This window comes from Streptomyces sp. NBC_01429, assembly GCF_036231945.1.
In the GTDB taxonomy this organism is placed as follows: Bacteria; Actinomycetota; Actinomycetes; order Streptomycetales; family Streptomycetaceae; genus Streptomyces.
In genome coordinates this window covers 4614942-4631901 of sequence record NZ_CP109599.1, presented here as the reverse complement: position 1 = coordinate 4631901, position 16960 = coordinate 4614942, and the positions used below count along the sequence as shown (strand labels likewise).

The window sequence follows — 16960 nt, the reverse complement described above, 5'->3', positions numbered from 1 at the left end:
ACCCACGCGTGGCAACCCGCGTCGAACAGCCGAATCGCGGGCTGTTCGACGTCTGCCTCACAGCCGCCGCGCGGCCTCCGTCGCCCAGTACGTCAGGATCACGTTCGCGCCCGCGCGCTTGATGCCCGTCAGGGTCTCCAGGATCGCCGCGTCCCGGTCGATCCAGCCCTTCTCCGCCGCCGCCTCGACCATCGCGTACTCACCGGAGATCTGGTACGCCGCGACCGGCACGTCCGTCTCGGCGGCGATACGCGCCAGGATGTCGAGGTAGGGCAGGGCCGGCTTGACCATGACCATGTCGGCGCCCTCCGCCAGGTCGAGCGCCAGCTCGCGCAGCGACTCGCGGACGTTCGCCGGGTCCTGCTGGTACGTCTTGCGGTCGCCCTTGAGCGAGGAGCCGACGGCCTCGCGGAAGGGGCCGTAGAAGGCGGACGAGTACTTCGCGGTGTACGCGAGGATCGACACGTCCTCCTTGCCGATCGTGTCGAGCGCGTCGCGGACGACCCCGACCTGGCCGTCCATCATGCCGCTGGGGCCCACCACATGGGCGCCCGCGTCGGCCTGGACCTGGGCCATCTCGGCGTACCGCTCCAGCGTCGCGTCGTTGTCGACCCGGCCCTCGGCGTCCAGCACCCCGCAGTGGCCGTGGTCGGTGAACTCGTCCAGGCACAGGTCGGACATGACGAGCAATTCGTCACCGACCTCTTCCCTTACCGCGCGGATCCCGGCCTGGAGGATGCCGTCCGGGTCGGTGCCCGCCGACCCCGTCGCGTCCTTCTTCTCCTCCTCGGGAACGCCGAAGAGCATGATCCCGGAGACCCCGGCGGAGACCGCCTCCACCGCCGCCTTGCGCAGCGTGTCGAGGGTGTGCTGGACAACGCCCGGCATCGAGGAGATCGGGACGGGGGCGCTGATCCCCTCCCGCACGAACGCGGGGAGGATGAAGTCCGCCGGGTGCAGCCGGGTCTCGGCCACCATGCGTCGCATCACCGGGTTGACCCGCAGCCGCCGGGGGCGCGCGCCGGGGAAGGATCCGTACTCAGTCATCCTTCGACGATAGCCCCGGCCGCACCGTGCGCTTGCCGACAGCGGGACCGGCAAACGCGAGAGGGGCCCGGCCGCTTTCCCCGCGGCAGAACCCCTCTCGTCACCTCTTGTTACCTCACGTAACCGACTGCGGCCGTTCAGGTCGTCGTCCGCCGTCTCCTGCCGCCGGGACGCCGCTCACTCGGGCGAGTGACCGTTTCACCGGCCTCCTTCGCCGCCTCCCGGCGCTGTGCGCCGAACGCGGCGAGCGCCTCCGTCAGCTTGTGCACGGACGGCTCGGGCGACAGGACGTCGACCCGCAGGCCGTGCTCCTCGGCGGTCTTCGCCGTCGCCGGGCCGATACACGCGATCACCGTCACGTTGTGCGGCTTGCCCGCGATGCCGACCAGGTTCCGTACGGTCGAGGACGAGGTGAAGAGCACCGCGTCGAACCCGCCGCCCTTGATCGCCTCACGGGTCTCGGCCGGCGGCGGCGAGGCGCGCACGGTGCGGTACGCGGTGACGTCGTCGACCTCCCAGCCCAGCTCGATCAGGCCCGCCACCAGCGTCTCGGTGGCGATGTCGGCACGCGGCAGGAACACCCGGTCGATCGGGTCGAAGACCGGGTCGTAGGGCGGCCAGTCGTCCAGCAGCCCGGCGGCGGACTGCTCGCCCGACGGTACGAGGTCGGGCTTGACCCCGAAGTCGACGAGCGAGGCTGCGGTCTGCTCGCCCACGGCGGCGACCTTGATCCCGGCGAAGGCGCGCGCGTCGAGTCCGTACTCCTCGAACTTCTCCCGCACCGCCTTCACCGCGTTGACCGAGGTGAACGCGATCCACTCGTAGCGCCCGGTGACCAGGCCCTTGACGGCGCGCTCCATCTGCTGGGGCGTGCGCGGCGGCTCGACCGCGATGGTCGGCACCTCCTGCGGGACAGCGCCGTACGACCTGAGCTGGTCGGAGAGCGACGCGGCCTGCTCCTTGGTGCGCGGGACGAGGACCTTCCAGCCGAACAGCGGCTTGGACTCGAACCACGCGAGCTGGTCGCGCTGTGCGGCCGCGCTGCGCTCACCGACCACGGCTATGACCGGCCGGTGCCCCTCCGGGGAGGGCAGCACCTTGGCCTGCTTGAGGATCTGCGCGATGGTGCCGAGCGTGGCGTTCCACGTGCGCTGCCGGGTGGTGGTGCCGGCGACGGTGACGGTCATCGGGGTGTCCGGCTTGCGGCCGGCCGCGACCAGCTCACCGGCGGCGGCGGCCACCGTCTCCAGCGTGGCGGAGACCACCACCGTGCCGTCGCTGACGCCGATCTCGGACCAGCAGCGCTCGCCGGCCGTTCTGGCGTCGACGAACCGTACGTCCGCACCCTGTGCGTCGCGCAGCGGTACCCCGGCGTAGGCCGGCACACCGACCGCGGCGGCGATGCCGGGGACGACCTCGAAGGGAATGCCCGCAGTGGCGCAGGCGAGCATCTCCGTGCCGGCGTCGCCGTCGAGGCCGGGGTCGCCCGCGACCGCACGGACCACCCGCCTGCCGCCCCGCGCGGCCTCCATGACAATATTGGCCGCATCCCGGATCGCGGGGATCCCGGCGGCTGCTGACACATCGTCAACAACCGTCAGCGCAGGGGTGCTTACTCCCGCCCTCGCATGGCTTCGTACGACGTCGAGCACATCAGGCTCGGCGATCAGTACATCAGCGCCCGCGAGCGCCTCGACGGCGCGGAGTGTCAGCAGACCCGGATCTCCGGGTCCGGCACCTAGGAAGGTGACGTGCCCCGATGCGGAGCAGGCCGGAAGGTCAGAGGTGGTGGGGCTCAAAGTGCTCGCTCCCCCATAAGACCGGCCGCACCCTTGGCGAGCATCTCGGACGCGAGTTCGCGACCGAGCGCGAGAGCGTCGCTGTGCGACGTGGGTACGGGACCGGTGGTGGACAGCTGCACCAGCGTCGAGCCGTCGGTCGTGCCGACGACGCCGCGCAGGCGCATTTCGTTGACAACCTGTCCGTCGGCCAGCAGGTCGGCCAACGCACCCACAGGTGCGCTGCAACCGGCCTCCAGGGCGGCGAGCAGGGAACGCTCGGCGGTCACGGCGGCCCGGGTGTACGGGTCGTCGAGTTCCGCGAGCACAGCGGCGAGGTCCACGTTGACCGCGGCGCACTCGACAGCCAGGGCCCCCTGGCCGGGGGCGGGCAGCACGGAGTCGACCGACAGGAACTCGGTCACCTCGTCCGTCCTGCCGATGCGGTGGAGCCCGGCGGCGGCGAGCACGACGGCGTCGAGTTCCCCGCTGCGGACATAACCGATGCGCGTGTCGATGTTCCCGCGGATCGGTACGGTCTCGATGCTCAGCCCGCGGTTGCGGGCGTACGCGTTGAGCTGCGCCATCCGGCGCGGCGACCCCGTACCGACGCGGGCGCCGGCGGGCAGCTCCTCGAACGTCAGCCCGTCGCGCGCCACCAGCGCGTCCCGGGGGTCGGCGCGCGGCGGTACGGCGGCCAGCGTCAGCTCGTCGGGCTGCGTGGTCGGCAGATCCTTCAGGGAGTGCACGGCGAAGTCGACCTCCCCGCCGAGCAGCGCGTCGCGCAGCGCGGTCACGAAGACGCCGGTGCCGCCGATCCGCGCGAGGTGCTCGCGGGAGGTGTCCCCGTACGTGGTGATCTCGACCAGCTCGACGGGGCGGCCGGTCAGCTCCGTCACCGCGCTCGCCACCTGCCCGGACTGGGCCATGGCCAGCTTGCTGCGCCTGGTGCCGAGCCTCAGTGGCCCCAGTGCCTTCTCGGTCATACTCGCCCTCTGCCTACACCGTCGGTGTCATTCAGGTCGGCCCGGCTGACGGCGGCGACCGTCTGCGGGTCGAGGTCGAAGAGTTCACGCAGCGCGTCCGCGTACCCGGCGCCGCCGGGTTCGCTGGCCAGCTGCTTGACCCGCACGGTGGGCGCGTGCAGGAGTTTGTCGACAACGCGGCGCACGGTCCTGGTGACTTCGGCGCGCTGCTTCTCGTCAAGATCGGGGAGCCTGCCTTCGAGGCGCGCGACCTCGCTGCTGACCACCTCGGCGGCCATGGCGCGCAGCGCGACCACGGTCGGGGTGATGTGAGCGGCGCGCTGGGCGGCTCCGAAGGCCGCCACCTCGTCGGAGACGATGGTGCGGACCTGGTCGACATCGGCGGCCATCGGCGCGTCGGCGGATGCCTCGGCCAGCGACTCGATGTCCACGAACCGGACGCCGCCCACCCGGTGCACGGCGGCGTCGATGTCGCGCGGCATGGCCAGGTCGAGCAGGGCTTGCGGGGCGGTGCGGCCGTGCACCCCGGCCTCGACGGCGTCGGCGCTCAGCACCAGGCCCGTCGAGCCGGTACAGGAGACGACGATGTCCGCGCGGGTCAGCTCGGCGCCGAGGGCGCTCATGCCGACGGCGCGCGCGCTGACGCGGGCGGGTCCCGGCTGGTTGAGGATCTGCACGAGCCGCTCGGCACGCGCGGGCGTGCGGTTGGCGACGACGATCTCCTTGACGCCGGTCCGCGCGAGCGTGGCGGCGGCCAGCGAGGACATCGAGCCGGCGCCGATGACCAGCGCGCTCCTGTCCTTGGCCCAGGCTTCGACGGCGGCGCCGGCCGCGAGCTGCTCCAGGCCGAAGGTGACCAGGGACTGCCCGGCGCGGTCGATACCGGTCTCGCTGTGGGCGCGCTTGCCGACCCGCAGCGCCTGCTGGAAGAGGTCGTTGAGCAGCCGGCCCGCGGTGTGCAGCTCCTGGCCCAGCGCCAGCGCGTCCTTGATCTGCCCGAGGATCTGGCCCTCGCCGACGACCATCGAGTCCAGCCCGCAGGCCACCGAGAAGAGGTGGTGGACGGCCCGGTCCTCGTAGTGCACATAGAGATAGGGGGTCAGCTCGTCCAGGCCGACGCCGCTGTGCAGGGCGAGGAGCGTGGACAGCTCGGCGACCCCGGCGTGGAACTTGTCGACGTCGGCGTACAGCTCGATGCGGTTGCACGTCGCGAGGACCGCCGCCTCGGTGGCGGGCTCGGCGGCGAGCGTGTCCCGCAACAGCTTGATCTGCGAGTCGGTGGGCAGCGACACGCGCTCCAGCACGCTCACCGGCGCGCTGCGGTGGCTCACTCCGACGACCAGGAGACTCATGCCGGCATCACCGCCGGAACGTCCCCGTCGGGTCCCTTCCGGTCGGCCGACGTGGTCCCTGCCGACGGGGTCTCCGCCGACGCGGTGTTCCCCGACGTCGTGTTCGCAGCGCCGGACGACGTACCGGAAGCGGTGCTCGTACCGTCCGCCGCGCTCTCGCGCGCCGCGGGCGGCAGGGCGGCCTCGGCCGCCGCGGCTCCCTCGCCCGCCTTGCGCTGCTCGTGGAAGGCGAGGATCTGGAGTTCGATGGAGAGGTCGACCTTGCGCACGTCCACGCCCTCGGGCACGGAGAGCACGGTCGGCGCGAAGTTGAGGATCGAGGTGACCCCGGCGGCGACCAGCCGCTCGCACACCTGCTGGGCGGCGCCGGCGGGGGTGGTGATGACCCCGATCGAGACGCCGTTGTCGCTGATGATCTTCTCCAGGTCGTCCATGTGCTGGACGGGCATGCCGGCGACCGGCCGGCCGGCCATCGCCGGGTCGGCGTCGATCAGCGCGGCGACCCGGAAGCCACGGGAGGCGAACCCTCCGTAATTGGAGAGCGCGGCGCCGAGATTACCGATCCCGACGATCACGACCGGCCAGTCCTGCGTCAGCCCCAGCTCCCGGGAGATCTGGTAGACGAGGTACTCGACGTCGTAGCCCACCCCGCGGGTCCCGTAGGAACCGAGGTAGGAGAAGTCCTTGCGCAGCTTCGCGGAGTTGACCCCCGCCGCCGTCGCGAGCTCTTCGGAGGAGACCGTGGGCACGGAACGCTCGGACAGAGCGGTCAGCGCCCGCAGATACAGCGGAAGCCGGGCGACGGTGGCCTCGGGGATTCCTCGGCTACGGGTCGCCGGTCGGTGTGTTCGGCCAGTTGCCACGGTGCTCCTGCGGGATGAGCGGGGCTGTAGGCGGCCGTATGTCCCAGGACCGCCCCGTCGAATGCAGGCTATGTCTTTGTGAACGCGTGCACAAAGATGGTGTCCGCTTTGTCCGAGCAAAGTGACCGGGGTCACGCGATCCGATCCGGCGATCACGGAACCGCCGGCCGCTTCAGCCCGTTGCACACACGAAGGGGGCAAAGCCGTACACACTCCTCACGAATACGCCCCCGAGACCGCTTCGCGCGCCCTTCCGGGACCGATCTCCGGCTCCCCCGCGACAGCCCCCGTACCGCGTGCGCGGCGGGGAGCGTGATCACCGGAGGAAACCCAGCAAAGCGCCCACGATGGTAACCGTCTTTCCCTTCAGCCCCCCAGTTCTCTACGGAGCCGATCGGCGTCCACACGCCAGAACGTGTGCTGCTCGCCGTCGACCAGGACCACCGGAATCTGCTCCCAGTACGCCCGGTACAGCGCCTCGTCCTGGGAAATATCCTTTTCCTCCCAGGATGCACCGGTCTGCTCGCACACCTCCGCGACCACCGCACGCGCGTCGTCACACAGATGACACCCCGGCTTCGAGACAAGCGTCACCACCCGCTCGTCCGCCTTCTTCTTCGTCGTACGCCGCAGCAGAGGACTCATACGCGCCATTCTCCGCCCGCGCGCCCCGCGGAGCCGCCGGTTGTCCACAGGGGGACCCCATCCGCATGATCGCCGGATTTACACACCGGTCGTGGAGAGTTCACCCCGCCGCGGCCCTACGCGTCCATGGACGCCCAACGGACTGGCTATGCTCGCCACATGGCCGCACTGGGATGGCTCACTCCTCGTAGGCGCTCCGCCACAGCACGGAGCGTGCTCGCGGGCGAGGCCGCAGCCGAGGCAGGGCTGAAGTCCACGCAGGAATCACCGGAATCGTCCACCCCCCGGGAGGACGGCGAGTCGGGCGCCCACGAGGTGCCGGACTTCCCCGTCTTCGGGGACGACCGCGCCGCCGCCTTCTTCGATCTCGACAACACCGTGATGCAGGGCGCCTCGATCTTCCACTTCGGCCGGGGCCTGTACAAGCGGAAGTTCTTCCAGCGGCGGGAACTCGCCCGGTTCGCCTGGCAGCAGGCGTGGTTCCGGCTGGCCGGGGTCGAGGACCCCGAGCACATGCAGGACGCCCGCGACAGCGCGCTGTCCATCGTCAAGGGCCACCGCGTCTCCGAGCTGATGTCCATCGGCGAGGAGATCTACGACGAGTACATGGCCGACCGCATCTGGCCCGGCACCCGCGCCCTCGCCCAGGCCCACCTGGACGCCGGCCAGCAGGTCTGGCTGGTGACGGCCGCGCCCATCGAGACCGCCACGATCATCGCCCGCAGGCTCGGCCTCACCGGCGCCCTCGGCACCGTCGCCGAATCGGTCGACGGCGTCTATACGGGCAAGCTCGTCGGCGAACCGCTGCACGGCCCCGCGAAGGCCGAGGCCGTCCGCGCCCTGGCCGCGACCGAGGGCTTCGACCTGGACCGCTGCGCGGCGTACAGCGACTCGCACAACGACATCCCGATGCTCTCGCTCGTCGGACATCCGTACGCCATCAACCCGGACACCAAGCTCCGCAAGCACGCCCGCCGGCTGGAATGGCGGCTGCGCGACTACCGGACCGGCCGCAAGGCGGCCAAGGTCGGCATTCCCGCCGCCGCCGGAGTCGGCGCCATCGCGGGCGGCACGGCCGCGGCGGTCGCCCTGCACCGCCGCCGCCGCTGACGCCACGCCGAAGCCCTCCGTATCCGTAGGGGCCCGTCCACACCCGGACGGGCCCCTACGGCCGTGCGCCCCGGCACGAAGAGCCGCGGACGGCACCGGAAAAAGCCCTCGTACGGCGACAAGCCCGCACATATGCGCGTACGTACAGATGCCCGTGACCGAGCCCGGCGTTCTAGCCGCGGGGGCCGCGCGGTCGTCACTCAGACACAACCCATCACGAGAGCAAGCAGATCTTGACTCAATCCGATCAGTAAATGGTCACCACGTGCGACTAGATACGCCGCATAGGCGTCACGGAAGCGACGTAATCGATGATTTGAGCAACTGGGTGTAGCACTGCCTGTACGAAGCGTTATTCTCCTCAGACGCATACCGGACCCCACCCGTCGCTACGACGAGTGAACGGTCCCGCACTGCACGTGATGGAAGCTCTGCCTCTGGGAGTCCCGTGTACCCACACGTCGGGGTTGACGCCTCGGGCCTGGCTACGCTGCGCGCAACGGTCCTCGACCGCTTGCGCGGCTTCGTCCCCACCGCGTACGCCGTCCCCGCCCTCGCCGCACCGGCCCCTGCCGTGAGCGGCCCTATCGGTCCTTGTTATGCCCTGGCGAACGGTGGTGCGGCAGTCGGCAGACGGGGAAGCCGAAGCAGCACCACCGCCTCGACCACCGCCCGCCGGCCGGCCGCCGACAGCGACAGCGCCCGCATGATGGAACTCGTCGAGCGCGCACAGGCCGGTGAGGCCGAGGCCTTCGGCCGGCTGTACGACCAGTACAGCGACACCGTCTACCGCTACATCTACTACCGCGTGGGCGGGAAGGCGACCGCGGAGGATCTCACCAGCGAGACGTTCCTGCGCGCCCTGCGCCGGATCTCCACGTTCACCTATCAGGGCCGCGATTTCGGCGCCTGGCTGGTCACCATCGCTCGGAACCTGGTCGCCGACCACTTCAAGTCGAGCCGGTTCCGCCTCGAAGTGACCACAGGCGAAATGCTCGACGCCAACGAGGTCGAGCGCAGCCCGGAGGACTCCGTCCTGGAGTCCCTCTCCAACGCGGCGCTGCTCGAAGCCGTACGGAAACTCAACCCCCAGCAGCAGGAGTGCGTCACACTGCGCTTCCTCCAGGGCCTCTCGGTCGCCGAGACCGCCCGGGTCATGGGCAAGAACGAAGGAGCGATCAAGACCTTGCAGTACCGGGCCGTACGCACCCTGGCCCGGCTGCTCCCGGAGGACGCCCGCTGACCGGTGGCGCCCCTCAGCGCCACCGGCCGCCGCCGTCCGCCGGCGCACCCCCGTCAGCACCCCCGCCGAGCCGGCCTCCCGGGCCCGCCCCAACAGGAACCCAACTCACAGTCGGTGACGCCTCGATGACGCACTGGTCCGATCATCCTCCGTGCGTAACCCAAGTGCCGCGCCGCTCGTTGTGCGGGATGCAGGCTCCCTGCGGTCACGCCATGCCCGCGGCCACTCACTCATTCGTGTGGAGGCGCTCAAGGCGTGCAACCTTCCGGACCCCCAGGGGAGTCGATCGTCATGACGAGAGGAGGTGCCGCCAGTGATCGCGAACGTTTCGGGGCACCGGCGGGCGAACGCCTTCGCCCAGTCCCTGGAAGACCAGACGGTCCAGGGAGCGGCGGGGGACCAGCCCGCCGAGTCGGTCGAACCGGCCGAACAGGGGCGGCTGTTGGCCCTGGCGCGTGGTCTCGGCGAACTGCCGAGACCCACGCTTGATCCCGAGGTCAAAGTGGTGCAGCGAGCCCAGCTCGTGGCAGCCATGGAGGCCATGCTTCAGGAGGGCACAGCCGCCGGGGAGGTGTCTCCGGGACCTACGGTGCCGGAGCAGCGGACCTCCGGCCGGGGTGCGCACCGGGCCTCCCCGCTCCGCAAGCTGCGGCCGAGATCCCGGTGGACCAAGGGCCTCGCGGCCGGCGGGCTCACCGTGGGTGTGGCGGCCGGAGCCTTCGGCGGGGTGGCCGCTGCCAGTTCCGACGCCCTGCCCGGTGATTCGCTGTACGGGCTGAAGCGCGGCATGGAAGACATCAAGCTCAATATGGCGGGCGACGAGTCCGACCGTGGCGAGCTGTATCTCGACCATGCCTCGACCCGGCTCAGCGAAGCCCGCCGGCTCATGGAGCGCGGCCGTTCCGGTCCGCTCGACCACGAGTCGCTCGCCGAGATCCGGCGCACGCTCAGCGGGATGAAGCACGACGCGACCGAGGGCCACCGCCTGCTTCACCAGGCGTACGAACGGGACGGCTCCATCGGCCCGATCGCGACCCTCTCGTCGTTCTCCGCCTCGCACCGCCAGGCGTGGAACGGGCTGCGCGAGCGGCTGCCCGTCCAGCTGACGGACGTGGGCAACGAGGTCAGCTCGGTCTTCGACGCCATAGACGAAGAGGTCGCGCCGCTCAAGTCACTGCTGCCCAAACCGCCCGAGAAGCACCAGAGCACCACCCGCCCCGGCTCCCCGGCGGACGCCGGCGGCTCCAGCCACACCGAGAAGTCCCCCGCCACGCCGTCCGCCCCCGCCAAGAGCAACGAGGAGGGCGGCGCCCCCGGCCCGCACACCGGCGACAAGCCCAAGCCGTCGGGCCAGGACTCCAGCAGCCCGTCGGAGGAAGGGCTGCTCGGCGGCAGCACGGGCGGCCTGCTCGACCCGCCGCCCAACAGCGTCATCCCGTCGCCGTCGGAGAACAGCAAGGAGAACCCCGAGCGTCCGGCGCCGAATGTCACGATCCCCCCGCTGCTGCCGGATCTCCTGCCGGGACTCGGCATCAAGGCGGAGGACGCGGACTGAACCACCCACCACGATCGCCGGACGGGTCCCCCGCGACCCCGTCCGGCGATCACCCATGTGCGGGTGCGCGGCACCCGTCACGCGCGGGCGCGGCCCCGGAAACCCGGCCCGGCCGGAAGAACGTCAGAAGAACGAAGAACGTCAGAAGAACACGGACCGCCGCTGGACGAGCAACTTGTACAGCGTGTGCTGGATCTGCTCCCGCACCTGATCCGTCAGATTGAACATCAGCATCGGATCCTCCGCCGCCTCCGGCGGATACCCGTCCGTCGGAATCGGCTCTCCGAACTGGATCGTCCACTTCGTCGGCAGCGGCACCATGCCCAGCGGCCCCAGCCAGGGAAACGTGGGCGTGAGCGGGAAGTACGGCACCCCCAGCAGCCGCGCCAGCGTCCGCGCGTTGCCGACCATCGGATAGATCTCCTCGGCGCCCACGATCGAGCAGGGCACGATCGGCACCCCCGCCCGCAGAGCCGTCGACACGAACCCGCCCCGGCCGAAGCGCTGGAGCTTGTAGCGCTCGCCGAACGGCTTGCCCAGCCCCTTGAAGCCCTCGGGCATCACCCCGACGACCTCACCGCGCCGCAGCAGCCGCTCCGCGTCCTCCGCGCACGCGAGCGTGTGCCCGGCCTTCCGCGCCAGCTCGTTGATCACCGGCAGCATGAACACCAGATCGGCGGCCAGCAGCCGCAGATGCCGGTCCGCCGGATGGTTGTCATGGACGGCGACCTGCATCATCAGCCCGTCCAGCGGCAGCGTCCCCGAGTGGTTGGCCACCACGAGCGCCCCGCCGTCCGACGGGATGTTCTCGATGCCCTTCACCTCGACCCGGAAGTACTTCTCGTACAGCGGCCGGATCAGCGACATCAGGACCTGATCGGTCAGCTCCTCGTCGTAGCCGAACTCGTCGACCGGGTAGTCGCCCGTGACCCGCCGGCGCAGAAACGCCAGCCCGCTCGCGATCCGCCGCTCCCAGTCGCCGCCGCCGTCCCCCGCGGGCGGGACGTCAGCCCCGTCCGCAGGCTCCTCCGCCGCTTCCCGCGCGCCCGGAGCCGCAGGCTCCGGTACGGGCGCCAGCGGGCCGCCCTGCCGCCCGGACGAGCGCTTCGCGGCGGCGTCCTTCGCGTGCTGCCGGCGGCCACCTCCGCCGCCGGTGGCACCACGACGGGGCCTCGGATCATCACCGAAGGGGAGAACCTTGGCGTCAGCCATGTCGGATGCGCTCCTTGTTGGCGAGGGTGACGAGACGGGAGAGCCGGTCGACCGTGCGCGCCGCGGTCTCGGGCGGTACGAGACCGGCGCCCCGGCCGCGCGCGAAGTCCGCGAACGCCTCGGCGGTCGAGTACGAGGGCGTGAAGCCCAGCGTCTCGCGCATCTGGTCCGTACTGACCACCCGGCCGTGGGTCAGCAGCCTGATCTGCTCCGGCGCGAAGTCCGTCACGCCCACCGCCCGGAGCGCCGAACCGACCCAGGTGACGGCGGGCAGCACGACGGGCACCGTGGGCCGCCCCAGCCGCCGCGCGCACTGCGAGAGCAGCAGCACACCGTCACCGGCGATATTGAACGTCCCGCTGTTGAGCGTGCCCCTCCTCGGCCCGTCCGAGGCGATCATCAGCACATCGACGACATCGTCCTCGTGGACGAACTGGAGCCGCGGGTCGTAGCCGAGGACCGTCGGCAGCACGGACAGCGAGAAGTAGTCGGCGAGCGGGGTGTCCGCCGCGGGGCCCAGGATGTTGGCGAAGCGCAGCACACAGACCGCGACATCGGGTCTGCGCCGCGCGAAGCCGCGTACGTACCCCTCGACCTCCACCGCGTCCTTGGCGAAGCCGCCGCTCGGCAGCGACTTGGGCGGGGTGTTCTCGGTGAAGACCGCCGGGTCGCGGGGCGCCGCGCCGTACACGCTCGTGGTGGACTTCACCACCAGCCGTTGGACCGTCGGCGACTTCTGGCACGCGCCGAGCAGCTGCATCGTGCCGATGACGTTGGTCTCCTTGACCGCGGCCCGGCCACCGGTGCCCAGCGGCGTCCCCGTGACGTCGAGATGCACGACCGTGTCGACACCGTATTCGGCCAGCACCCGCGCGATGGCGGGCCTGCGGATGTCCGCGCGGACGAATTCCGCGTCGTCCAGTGGATGCCCGGGAGGGACGGCGTCCACCGCGATCACCCGGTCCACCCCGGGTTCGCGTTGAACACGCCGTACGAAACGGCCTCCGAGCTGCCGGGCCGCTCCGGTCACGAGCACGACCTTGCCCAAGATCAGCGCCTTCCTCTGGCTCCCGAAAAGGACTCCGTACGCGTCACCGTAGCGCTTCGGGTACGACAGCACAGAGGCCCTCCCACCGGGAATCGGTGGAAGGGCCTCTGATGCACGAACAGCTGCCGCTTACTTCTTGTTGCGACGCTGAACGCGGGTGCGCTTGAGCAGCTTGCGGTGCTTCTTCTTGGCCATCCGCTTACGCCGCTTCTTGATAACAGAGCCCACGACTACCCTCGCTCACTTCTCTTCACTCGGTGCGGGGCGTCTGGGCCCACACGACCTACGTCGGCCTAGCCTACCCGCCGCCGAGTGAGGGACGTAATCCGAGGGAACTCCTAGGCCGACTCGACCCCCACAAAGGACTCGCGGAGGTACTCGTGAACCGCTTGCTCCGGAACCCGGAATGACCTGCCCACCCGGATCGCCGGCAGATGACCGCTGTGCACCAAGCGGTACACGGTCATCTTCGACACTCGCATCACCGAGGCGACCTCCGCCACGGTAAGGAACTTGACCTCGTTGAGAGGCCTCTCGCCAGCAACCATGATCCACCTGTACCTTCCGCACCCGACGGCCACCGGCTTCCCCTCCGGTAACTCTTCGTCGCTGTGCGCTCACAACCCAGACTAGGGGCGGGTGATACGAGTGGGGAAGAGGAGCAGCCTCCGGCCGTTTACTGTGACAGACACGCCCGATTGAGTACATAGCGCGTAAGTGGCCGGTAGGCCGTGGAGCGCGCGGCGTCGTCAAGCGGAACGACCACGGACACCCGCCCCTCGGCCTCGCCGACGAACAGCGCGGGGTCGTCCGTATCCGCCGGACCGATGGCCTCAATGCCCAGCTGACCTGCCCCGCAGACCCATCCGTGGTCCCCGACGACCAGTGCGGGCAGGGGTCCGCCGGCCTCCGCCAGAGCGTCCAGAACGACCCGAACCGGCAGCGGGGAATGGGTATGTGCGCCGGTGTCACTCCCCGGGGCCCGCGCGCCGGGTTCCCGCACCAGCGCGACTCCCCGTACGTAGTCAAGGTTGCACGTACGTACCCCGAACCGGGTCGTTATGTCGATACATCGGCCCTGCGCGGGGGTGAGGACGAGGCACCCCGCCGCCGACAAAGCGTCTGCCAGCTCCGCGTAGAACCCGAGGAGCCGGTGCGGATGCCCCGTTCCGAACAGCACCGGAACCCGCCGCGCCGCCGCCGAGCGCAGCCGTTCGGCGAAGGCGTCCAGCGCGGTCATGGTGCGCTCGGGGTCGATGGTGTCGGGCCCGGACACATGACGGGAATCGTCGGAAACCCCGCACTTGTCGGCCATGAGTCTGAGCAAGTCCTTCTCGTTCCATGCCCATTCTGGATCGAGTCCGAGCGTCACACGAGGATCGCGCTCGACGAATAGACGGTAACTGCGCAGACTCTCCTCGCGCGAAGTGGCCACAGGACCGGCCAGCCTGGCCGCCAGCAGATGCGCCCGCAGGGCTCCCTTGCTCAACACCCCGCCGATGCTGCCGCCCCGGCCCCGGCCCGGGGCCGGAACCCCGGACAGACCGCACAGTTGGCGTAACGAACGTGACGGACGCGGGCCGCGCGACGCGGGCGGCGGGCGGGACGCGGGCCGGCAGGCAGCCGGGCGAGCGTGCGAGCGGGTGGCGGAAGACCCGGTTACGCGAGCAGCCCCCGCAGCGGGAACACGGCCTTCCGCGTCGCCAGCACCGCCTGGTCCAGCCGGTCCGCCGGATCGTAACCGGCGTCCCACGGCTCCCAGCCGGGCGTCCGCCCGTCCGTCATCCGCCCGGGGCCCAACTGCCGCGTCCGCGCGTACACCTCGTCCCGCCACTCGGCCGGCACCAGCGATTCCGGATCGACCGGCGCGTGCGCCGCGATCCCCACCAGATGGGTCCAGGAGCGCGGCACCACGTCCACCACCGCGTAGCCGCCCCCGCCGAGCGCGACCCACCGCCCGCCGTCCACGTACTCGTGGGCCAGATCGTGGCAGGACGCCTGCACGGCACGCTGCGCGTCGAGCGACACCGCCAGATGCGCCAGCGGATCCTCGAAATGGGTGTCCGCCCCGTGCTGCGTCACCAGCACCTGCGGCCGGAAGTCCGCCAGCAGCTCGGGCACCACCGCGTGGAACGCCCGCAGCCACCCCTCGTCCCCGGTCCCGGCCGGCAGCGCCACATTCACCGCGCTGCCCTCACCGGCCCCGGCGCCGGTCTCCTCCGGCCGGCCGGTCCCCGGAAAAAGCGTACGGGGATGCTCGTGCAGCGAGACCGTCAGTACGCGCGGATCCTCCCAGAACGCCGCCTGGACACCGTCCCCGTGGTGCACGTCGACATCGACGTAGGCGACGCGCTCAGCCCCCAGCTCCAGCAGCCGGGCCACGGCGAGCGCGGCGTCGTTGTAGACGCAGAACCCGGCGGCCGCCCCCGGCATGGCGTGGTGCAGACCGCCCGCGAAGTTCACCGCGTGCGCGCACTCGCCGCGCCACACGGCCTCGGCCGCGCCGACCGACTGCCCGGCGATCAGCGCCGACGCCTCGTGCATCCCCGCGAACGCCGGATCGTCCACCGTGCCCAGGCCGTACGACATGTCGGCGCCGCGCGGATCCGCGGAAGCCCGCCGTACCGCGTCCACATAGTCCTGGTGGTGGACGAGCCGCAGCGTCGAGTCCCCGGCGGGCGGCGCCGCGACGACGTCGACCTTCGCGTCGAGCCCGCAGGCCCGCACCAGCCCTCTGGTCAGCGACAGCCGCACCGGATCCATCGGATGGTCCGGGCCGAAGTCGTATCCCGTTACCGCGTCATCCCACATCAACCGCGCGTGGCCGCTCATGCCCGCCACCGTATCGGTCCGGCTCCGCCCCGAACGAGCGGGCGTACACGAGGGTCACCAGGACCATCACCATCGGTACGAGCATCGCGCCCCGGTAGCTCCAGGCGTCCCCGAGCGCCCCCACGAGCGGCGATCCGACCAGAAAACCCACGTAGTTGAAGACATTGAGCCGGGCCACGGCGGCGTCGCTGCCCCCGGGGCTGTTCCGTTCCTCCGCGAGCCGCCCGGCGGCCGCGAAGGTCTGCGGCACGATCACACACAGCCCGAGCCCCAGCATCGTGAACCCGAGGATCCCCACCCAGGGCCCCGAGGCCAGCGCCACCACGGCGAACCCCGCCCCGGCCAGCACCGACCCGCACCGCACCACCGCCACGGGCCCGAACCGCCGCACCCCGAGATCCCCGACCGCGCGCCCCAGCAGCGTGGTGACCATATAAGCGTTGTACGGGACGGTCGCCAGCTCCTCCGAGCCGCCGAGGACGTCCTGGAGATACTTGGCGCTCCAGTTCGAGACCGTGGAATCACCGATATAGGCGAAGGCCATCACGAGACAGAGCGGCAGCAGCAGCCGGAAGGCGAGGGGGCTGACGGGAGCGCCGGAAGTGCCGGGAGTGCCGGGAGTGCCGACGCTCGCGGCCTCCCCCTTGCCGGCGTCCTGCCCTGGGTGCCTCCCCGCGTCGGCGCCCGCACTCGGCGCGGAGTCCACGTACCAACGGCTGCCCACCAGCGCGGCCGGCAACAGCACGGCCACCACCGGGAGATACGACATCAGCAGCGGCAGCTGCCAGTGCGCACCCGCCCAGGCGAGCGAGGCCCCGGCCATCCCGCCCAGGCTGAACGCCGCGTGAAACCCGAGGATGATGCTGCGCCCGTACGCCCGCTGGATGCTCACGCCGAGCATGTTCATGGACGCGTCCAGCACGCCGACGGCCAGCCCGAACGCGGCCAGCGAGGCTCCGAGCTGCCAGACCTCGTCCCCGGCTCCGACGCCCAGGAGGGCCAGCATGACGACGGGCTGGGACCAGCGCAGCAGCGTCCCCGGCCGCACCCGCGCGACGAGCTTCTCGGTGGCGACACTGCCGACGCCGGCCAGGACCGGCACGGCGGCGAGAAAGGCGGGGAGCAGTCCGTCGGATATCCCGTACCGGTTCTGGATGGCGGGGATACGGGTGACCAGCAGGGCGAACGTCACCCCCTGGACGAAGAAGCCGAGCGCCAGTGAGACCCGGCCGTGCCGCAAACGCGCATCCGTCATGGCCGCACAGCGTAGGGCTCCGCGCTACCCATGG

General features: G+C 70.9%; 16 protein-coding genes. 3 read left to right on the top strand and 13 right to left on the bottom strand.

Annotation, left to right across the window (positions count from 1 at the left end; genetic code table 11):
* Positions 1-57: 57 nt before the first annotated feature.
* The 6 genes from hemB to OG627_RS20230 all read right to left on the bottom strand — a co-directional run bounded on the left by hemB (position 58) and on the right by OG627_RS20230 (position 6671).
* The gene (gene hemB, locus OG627_RS20255) at positions 58-1047 is read right to left on the bottom strand and encodes a porphobilinogen synthase (RefSeq protein ID WP_329067085.1); all 990 of its coding nucleotides are present in this window, start codon (positions 1045-1047) and stop codon (positions 58-60) included.
* Between the two features lie 137 nt (positions 1048-1184).
* On the bottom strand, positions 1185-2846 hold the full coding sequence (locus tag OG627_RS20250; protein ID WP_329067083.1) for a bifunctional uroporphyrinogen-III C-methyltransferase/uroporphyrinogen-III synthase: 1662 nt from the start codon (positions 2844-2846) through the stop codon (positions 1185-1187).
* The gene (gene hemC / locus OG627_RS20245; RefSeq protein ID WP_329067081.1) at positions 2843-3811 is read right to left on the bottom strand and encodes a hydroxymethylbilane synthase; all 969 of its coding nucleotides are present in this window, start codon (positions 3809-3811) and stop codon (positions 2843-2845) included. The genes OG627_RS20250 and hemC overlap by 4 nt, the downstream gene beginning before the upstream one ends.
* A complete protein-coding gene (locus OG627_RS20240; protein WP_329067079.1) occupies positions 3808-5163 on the bottom strand; it encodes a glutamyl-tRNA reductase in 1356 nt (451 codons plus the stop codon). The genes hemC and OG627_RS20240 overlap by 4 nt, the downstream gene beginning before the upstream one ends.
* Positions 5160-6026 (bottom strand): redox-sensing transcriptional repressor Rex, encoded by an 867-nt coding sequence (locus tag OG627_RS20235; protein ID WP_329067077.1) that lies wholly within the window; start codon positions 6024-6026, stop codon positions 5160-5162. Before OG627_RS20235 ends, OG627_RS20240 begins: the two co-directional genes overlap by 4 nt.
* 366 nt (positions 6027-6392) lie before the next feature.
* Positions 6393-6671 (bottom strand): glutaredoxin family protein, encoded by a 279-nt coding sequence (locus tag OG627_RS20230; RefSeq protein ID WP_329067075.1) that lies wholly within the window; start codon positions 6669-6671, stop codon positions 6393-6395.
* A 159-nt stretch (positions 6672-6830) separates the two neighbouring features.
* On the opposite strand from OG627_RS20230, the gene OG627_RS20225 reads away from it, so the two are divergent.
* The 3 genes from OG627_RS20225 (at position 6831) to OG627_RS20215 (ending at position 10579) form a co-directional block, all read left to right on the top strand.
* Positions 6831-7781, top strand: coding sequence for an HAD family hydrolase (locus OG627_RS20225; RefSeq protein ID WP_329067074.1), 951 nt, complete (start codon positions 6831-6833; stop codon positions 7779-7781).
* A 448-nt stretch (positions 7782-8229) separates the two neighbouring features.
* Positions 8230-9024: an ECF subfamily RNA polymerase sigma factor, BldN family gene (locus tag OG627_RS20220; RefSeq protein ID WP_329067073.1), complete on the top strand. Its 795-nt coding sequence runs from the start codon at positions 8230-8232 to the stop codon at positions 9022-9024.
* Positions 9025-9337: 313 nt separating this feature from the next.
* Entirely contained in the window at positions 9338-10579 is a 1242-nt protein-coding gene (locus OG627_RS20215; RefSeq protein WP_329067072.1) for a DUF5667 domain-containing protein, read from the top strand.
* 141 nt (positions 10580-10720) lie between these two features.
* Here OG627_RS20215 and OG627_RS20210 read toward each other — a convergent pair whose 3' ends face one another.
* From OG627_RS20210 to OG627_RS20180, 7 genes are all read right to left on the bottom strand, one after another.
* Entirely contained in the window at positions 10721-11791 is a 1071-nt protein-coding gene (locus OG627_RS20210) for a lysophospholipid acyltransferase family protein (protein ID WP_329067071.1), read from the bottom strand.
* Positions 11784-12839, bottom strand: coding sequence for an NAD-dependent epimerase/dehydratase family protein (locus OG627_RS20205; protein ID WP_329067070.1), 1056 nt, complete (start codon positions 12837-12839; stop codon positions 11784-11786). The genes OG627_RS20210 and OG627_RS20205 overlap by 8 nt, the downstream gene beginning before the upstream one ends.
* A 129-nt stretch (positions 12840-12968) precedes the next feature.
* Positions 12969-13067 carry a 30S ribosomal protein bS22 gene (locus OG627_RS20200; protein ID WP_003948845.1) on the bottom strand — a complete coding sequence of 33 codons (99 nt, stop codon included), beginning with the start codon at positions 13065-13067 and terminating at the stop codon, positions 12969-12971.
* Positions 13068-13177: 110 nt separating this feature from the next.
* A complete protein-coding gene (locus tag OG627_RS20195) occupies positions 13178-13387 on the bottom strand; it encodes a helix-turn-helix domain-containing protein (protein WP_158575903.1) in 210 nt (69 codons plus the stop codon).
* A gap of 128 nt (positions 13388-13515) precedes the next feature.
* Positions 13516-14331, bottom strand: coding sequence for a phosphatase (locus OG627_RS20190; protein ID WP_329067066.1), 816 nt, complete (start codon positions 14329-14331; stop codon positions 13516-13518).
* A 167-nt stretch (positions 14332-14498) separates the two neighbouring features.
* A complete protein-coding gene (locus OG627_RS20185) occupies positions 14499-15671 on the bottom strand; it encodes an acetoin utilization protein AcuC (RefSeq protein ID WP_329067064.1) in 1173 nt (390 codons plus the stop codon).
* Positions 15640-16926 carry an MFS transporter gene (locus OG627_RS20180; protein ID WP_329067063.1) on the bottom strand — a complete coding sequence of 429 codons (1287 nt, stop codon included), beginning with the start codon at positions 16924-16926 and terminating at the stop codon, positions 15640-15642. The genes OG627_RS20185 and OG627_RS20180 overlap by 32 nt, the downstream gene beginning before the upstream one ends.
* Positions 16927-16960: the final 34 nt, after the last annotated feature.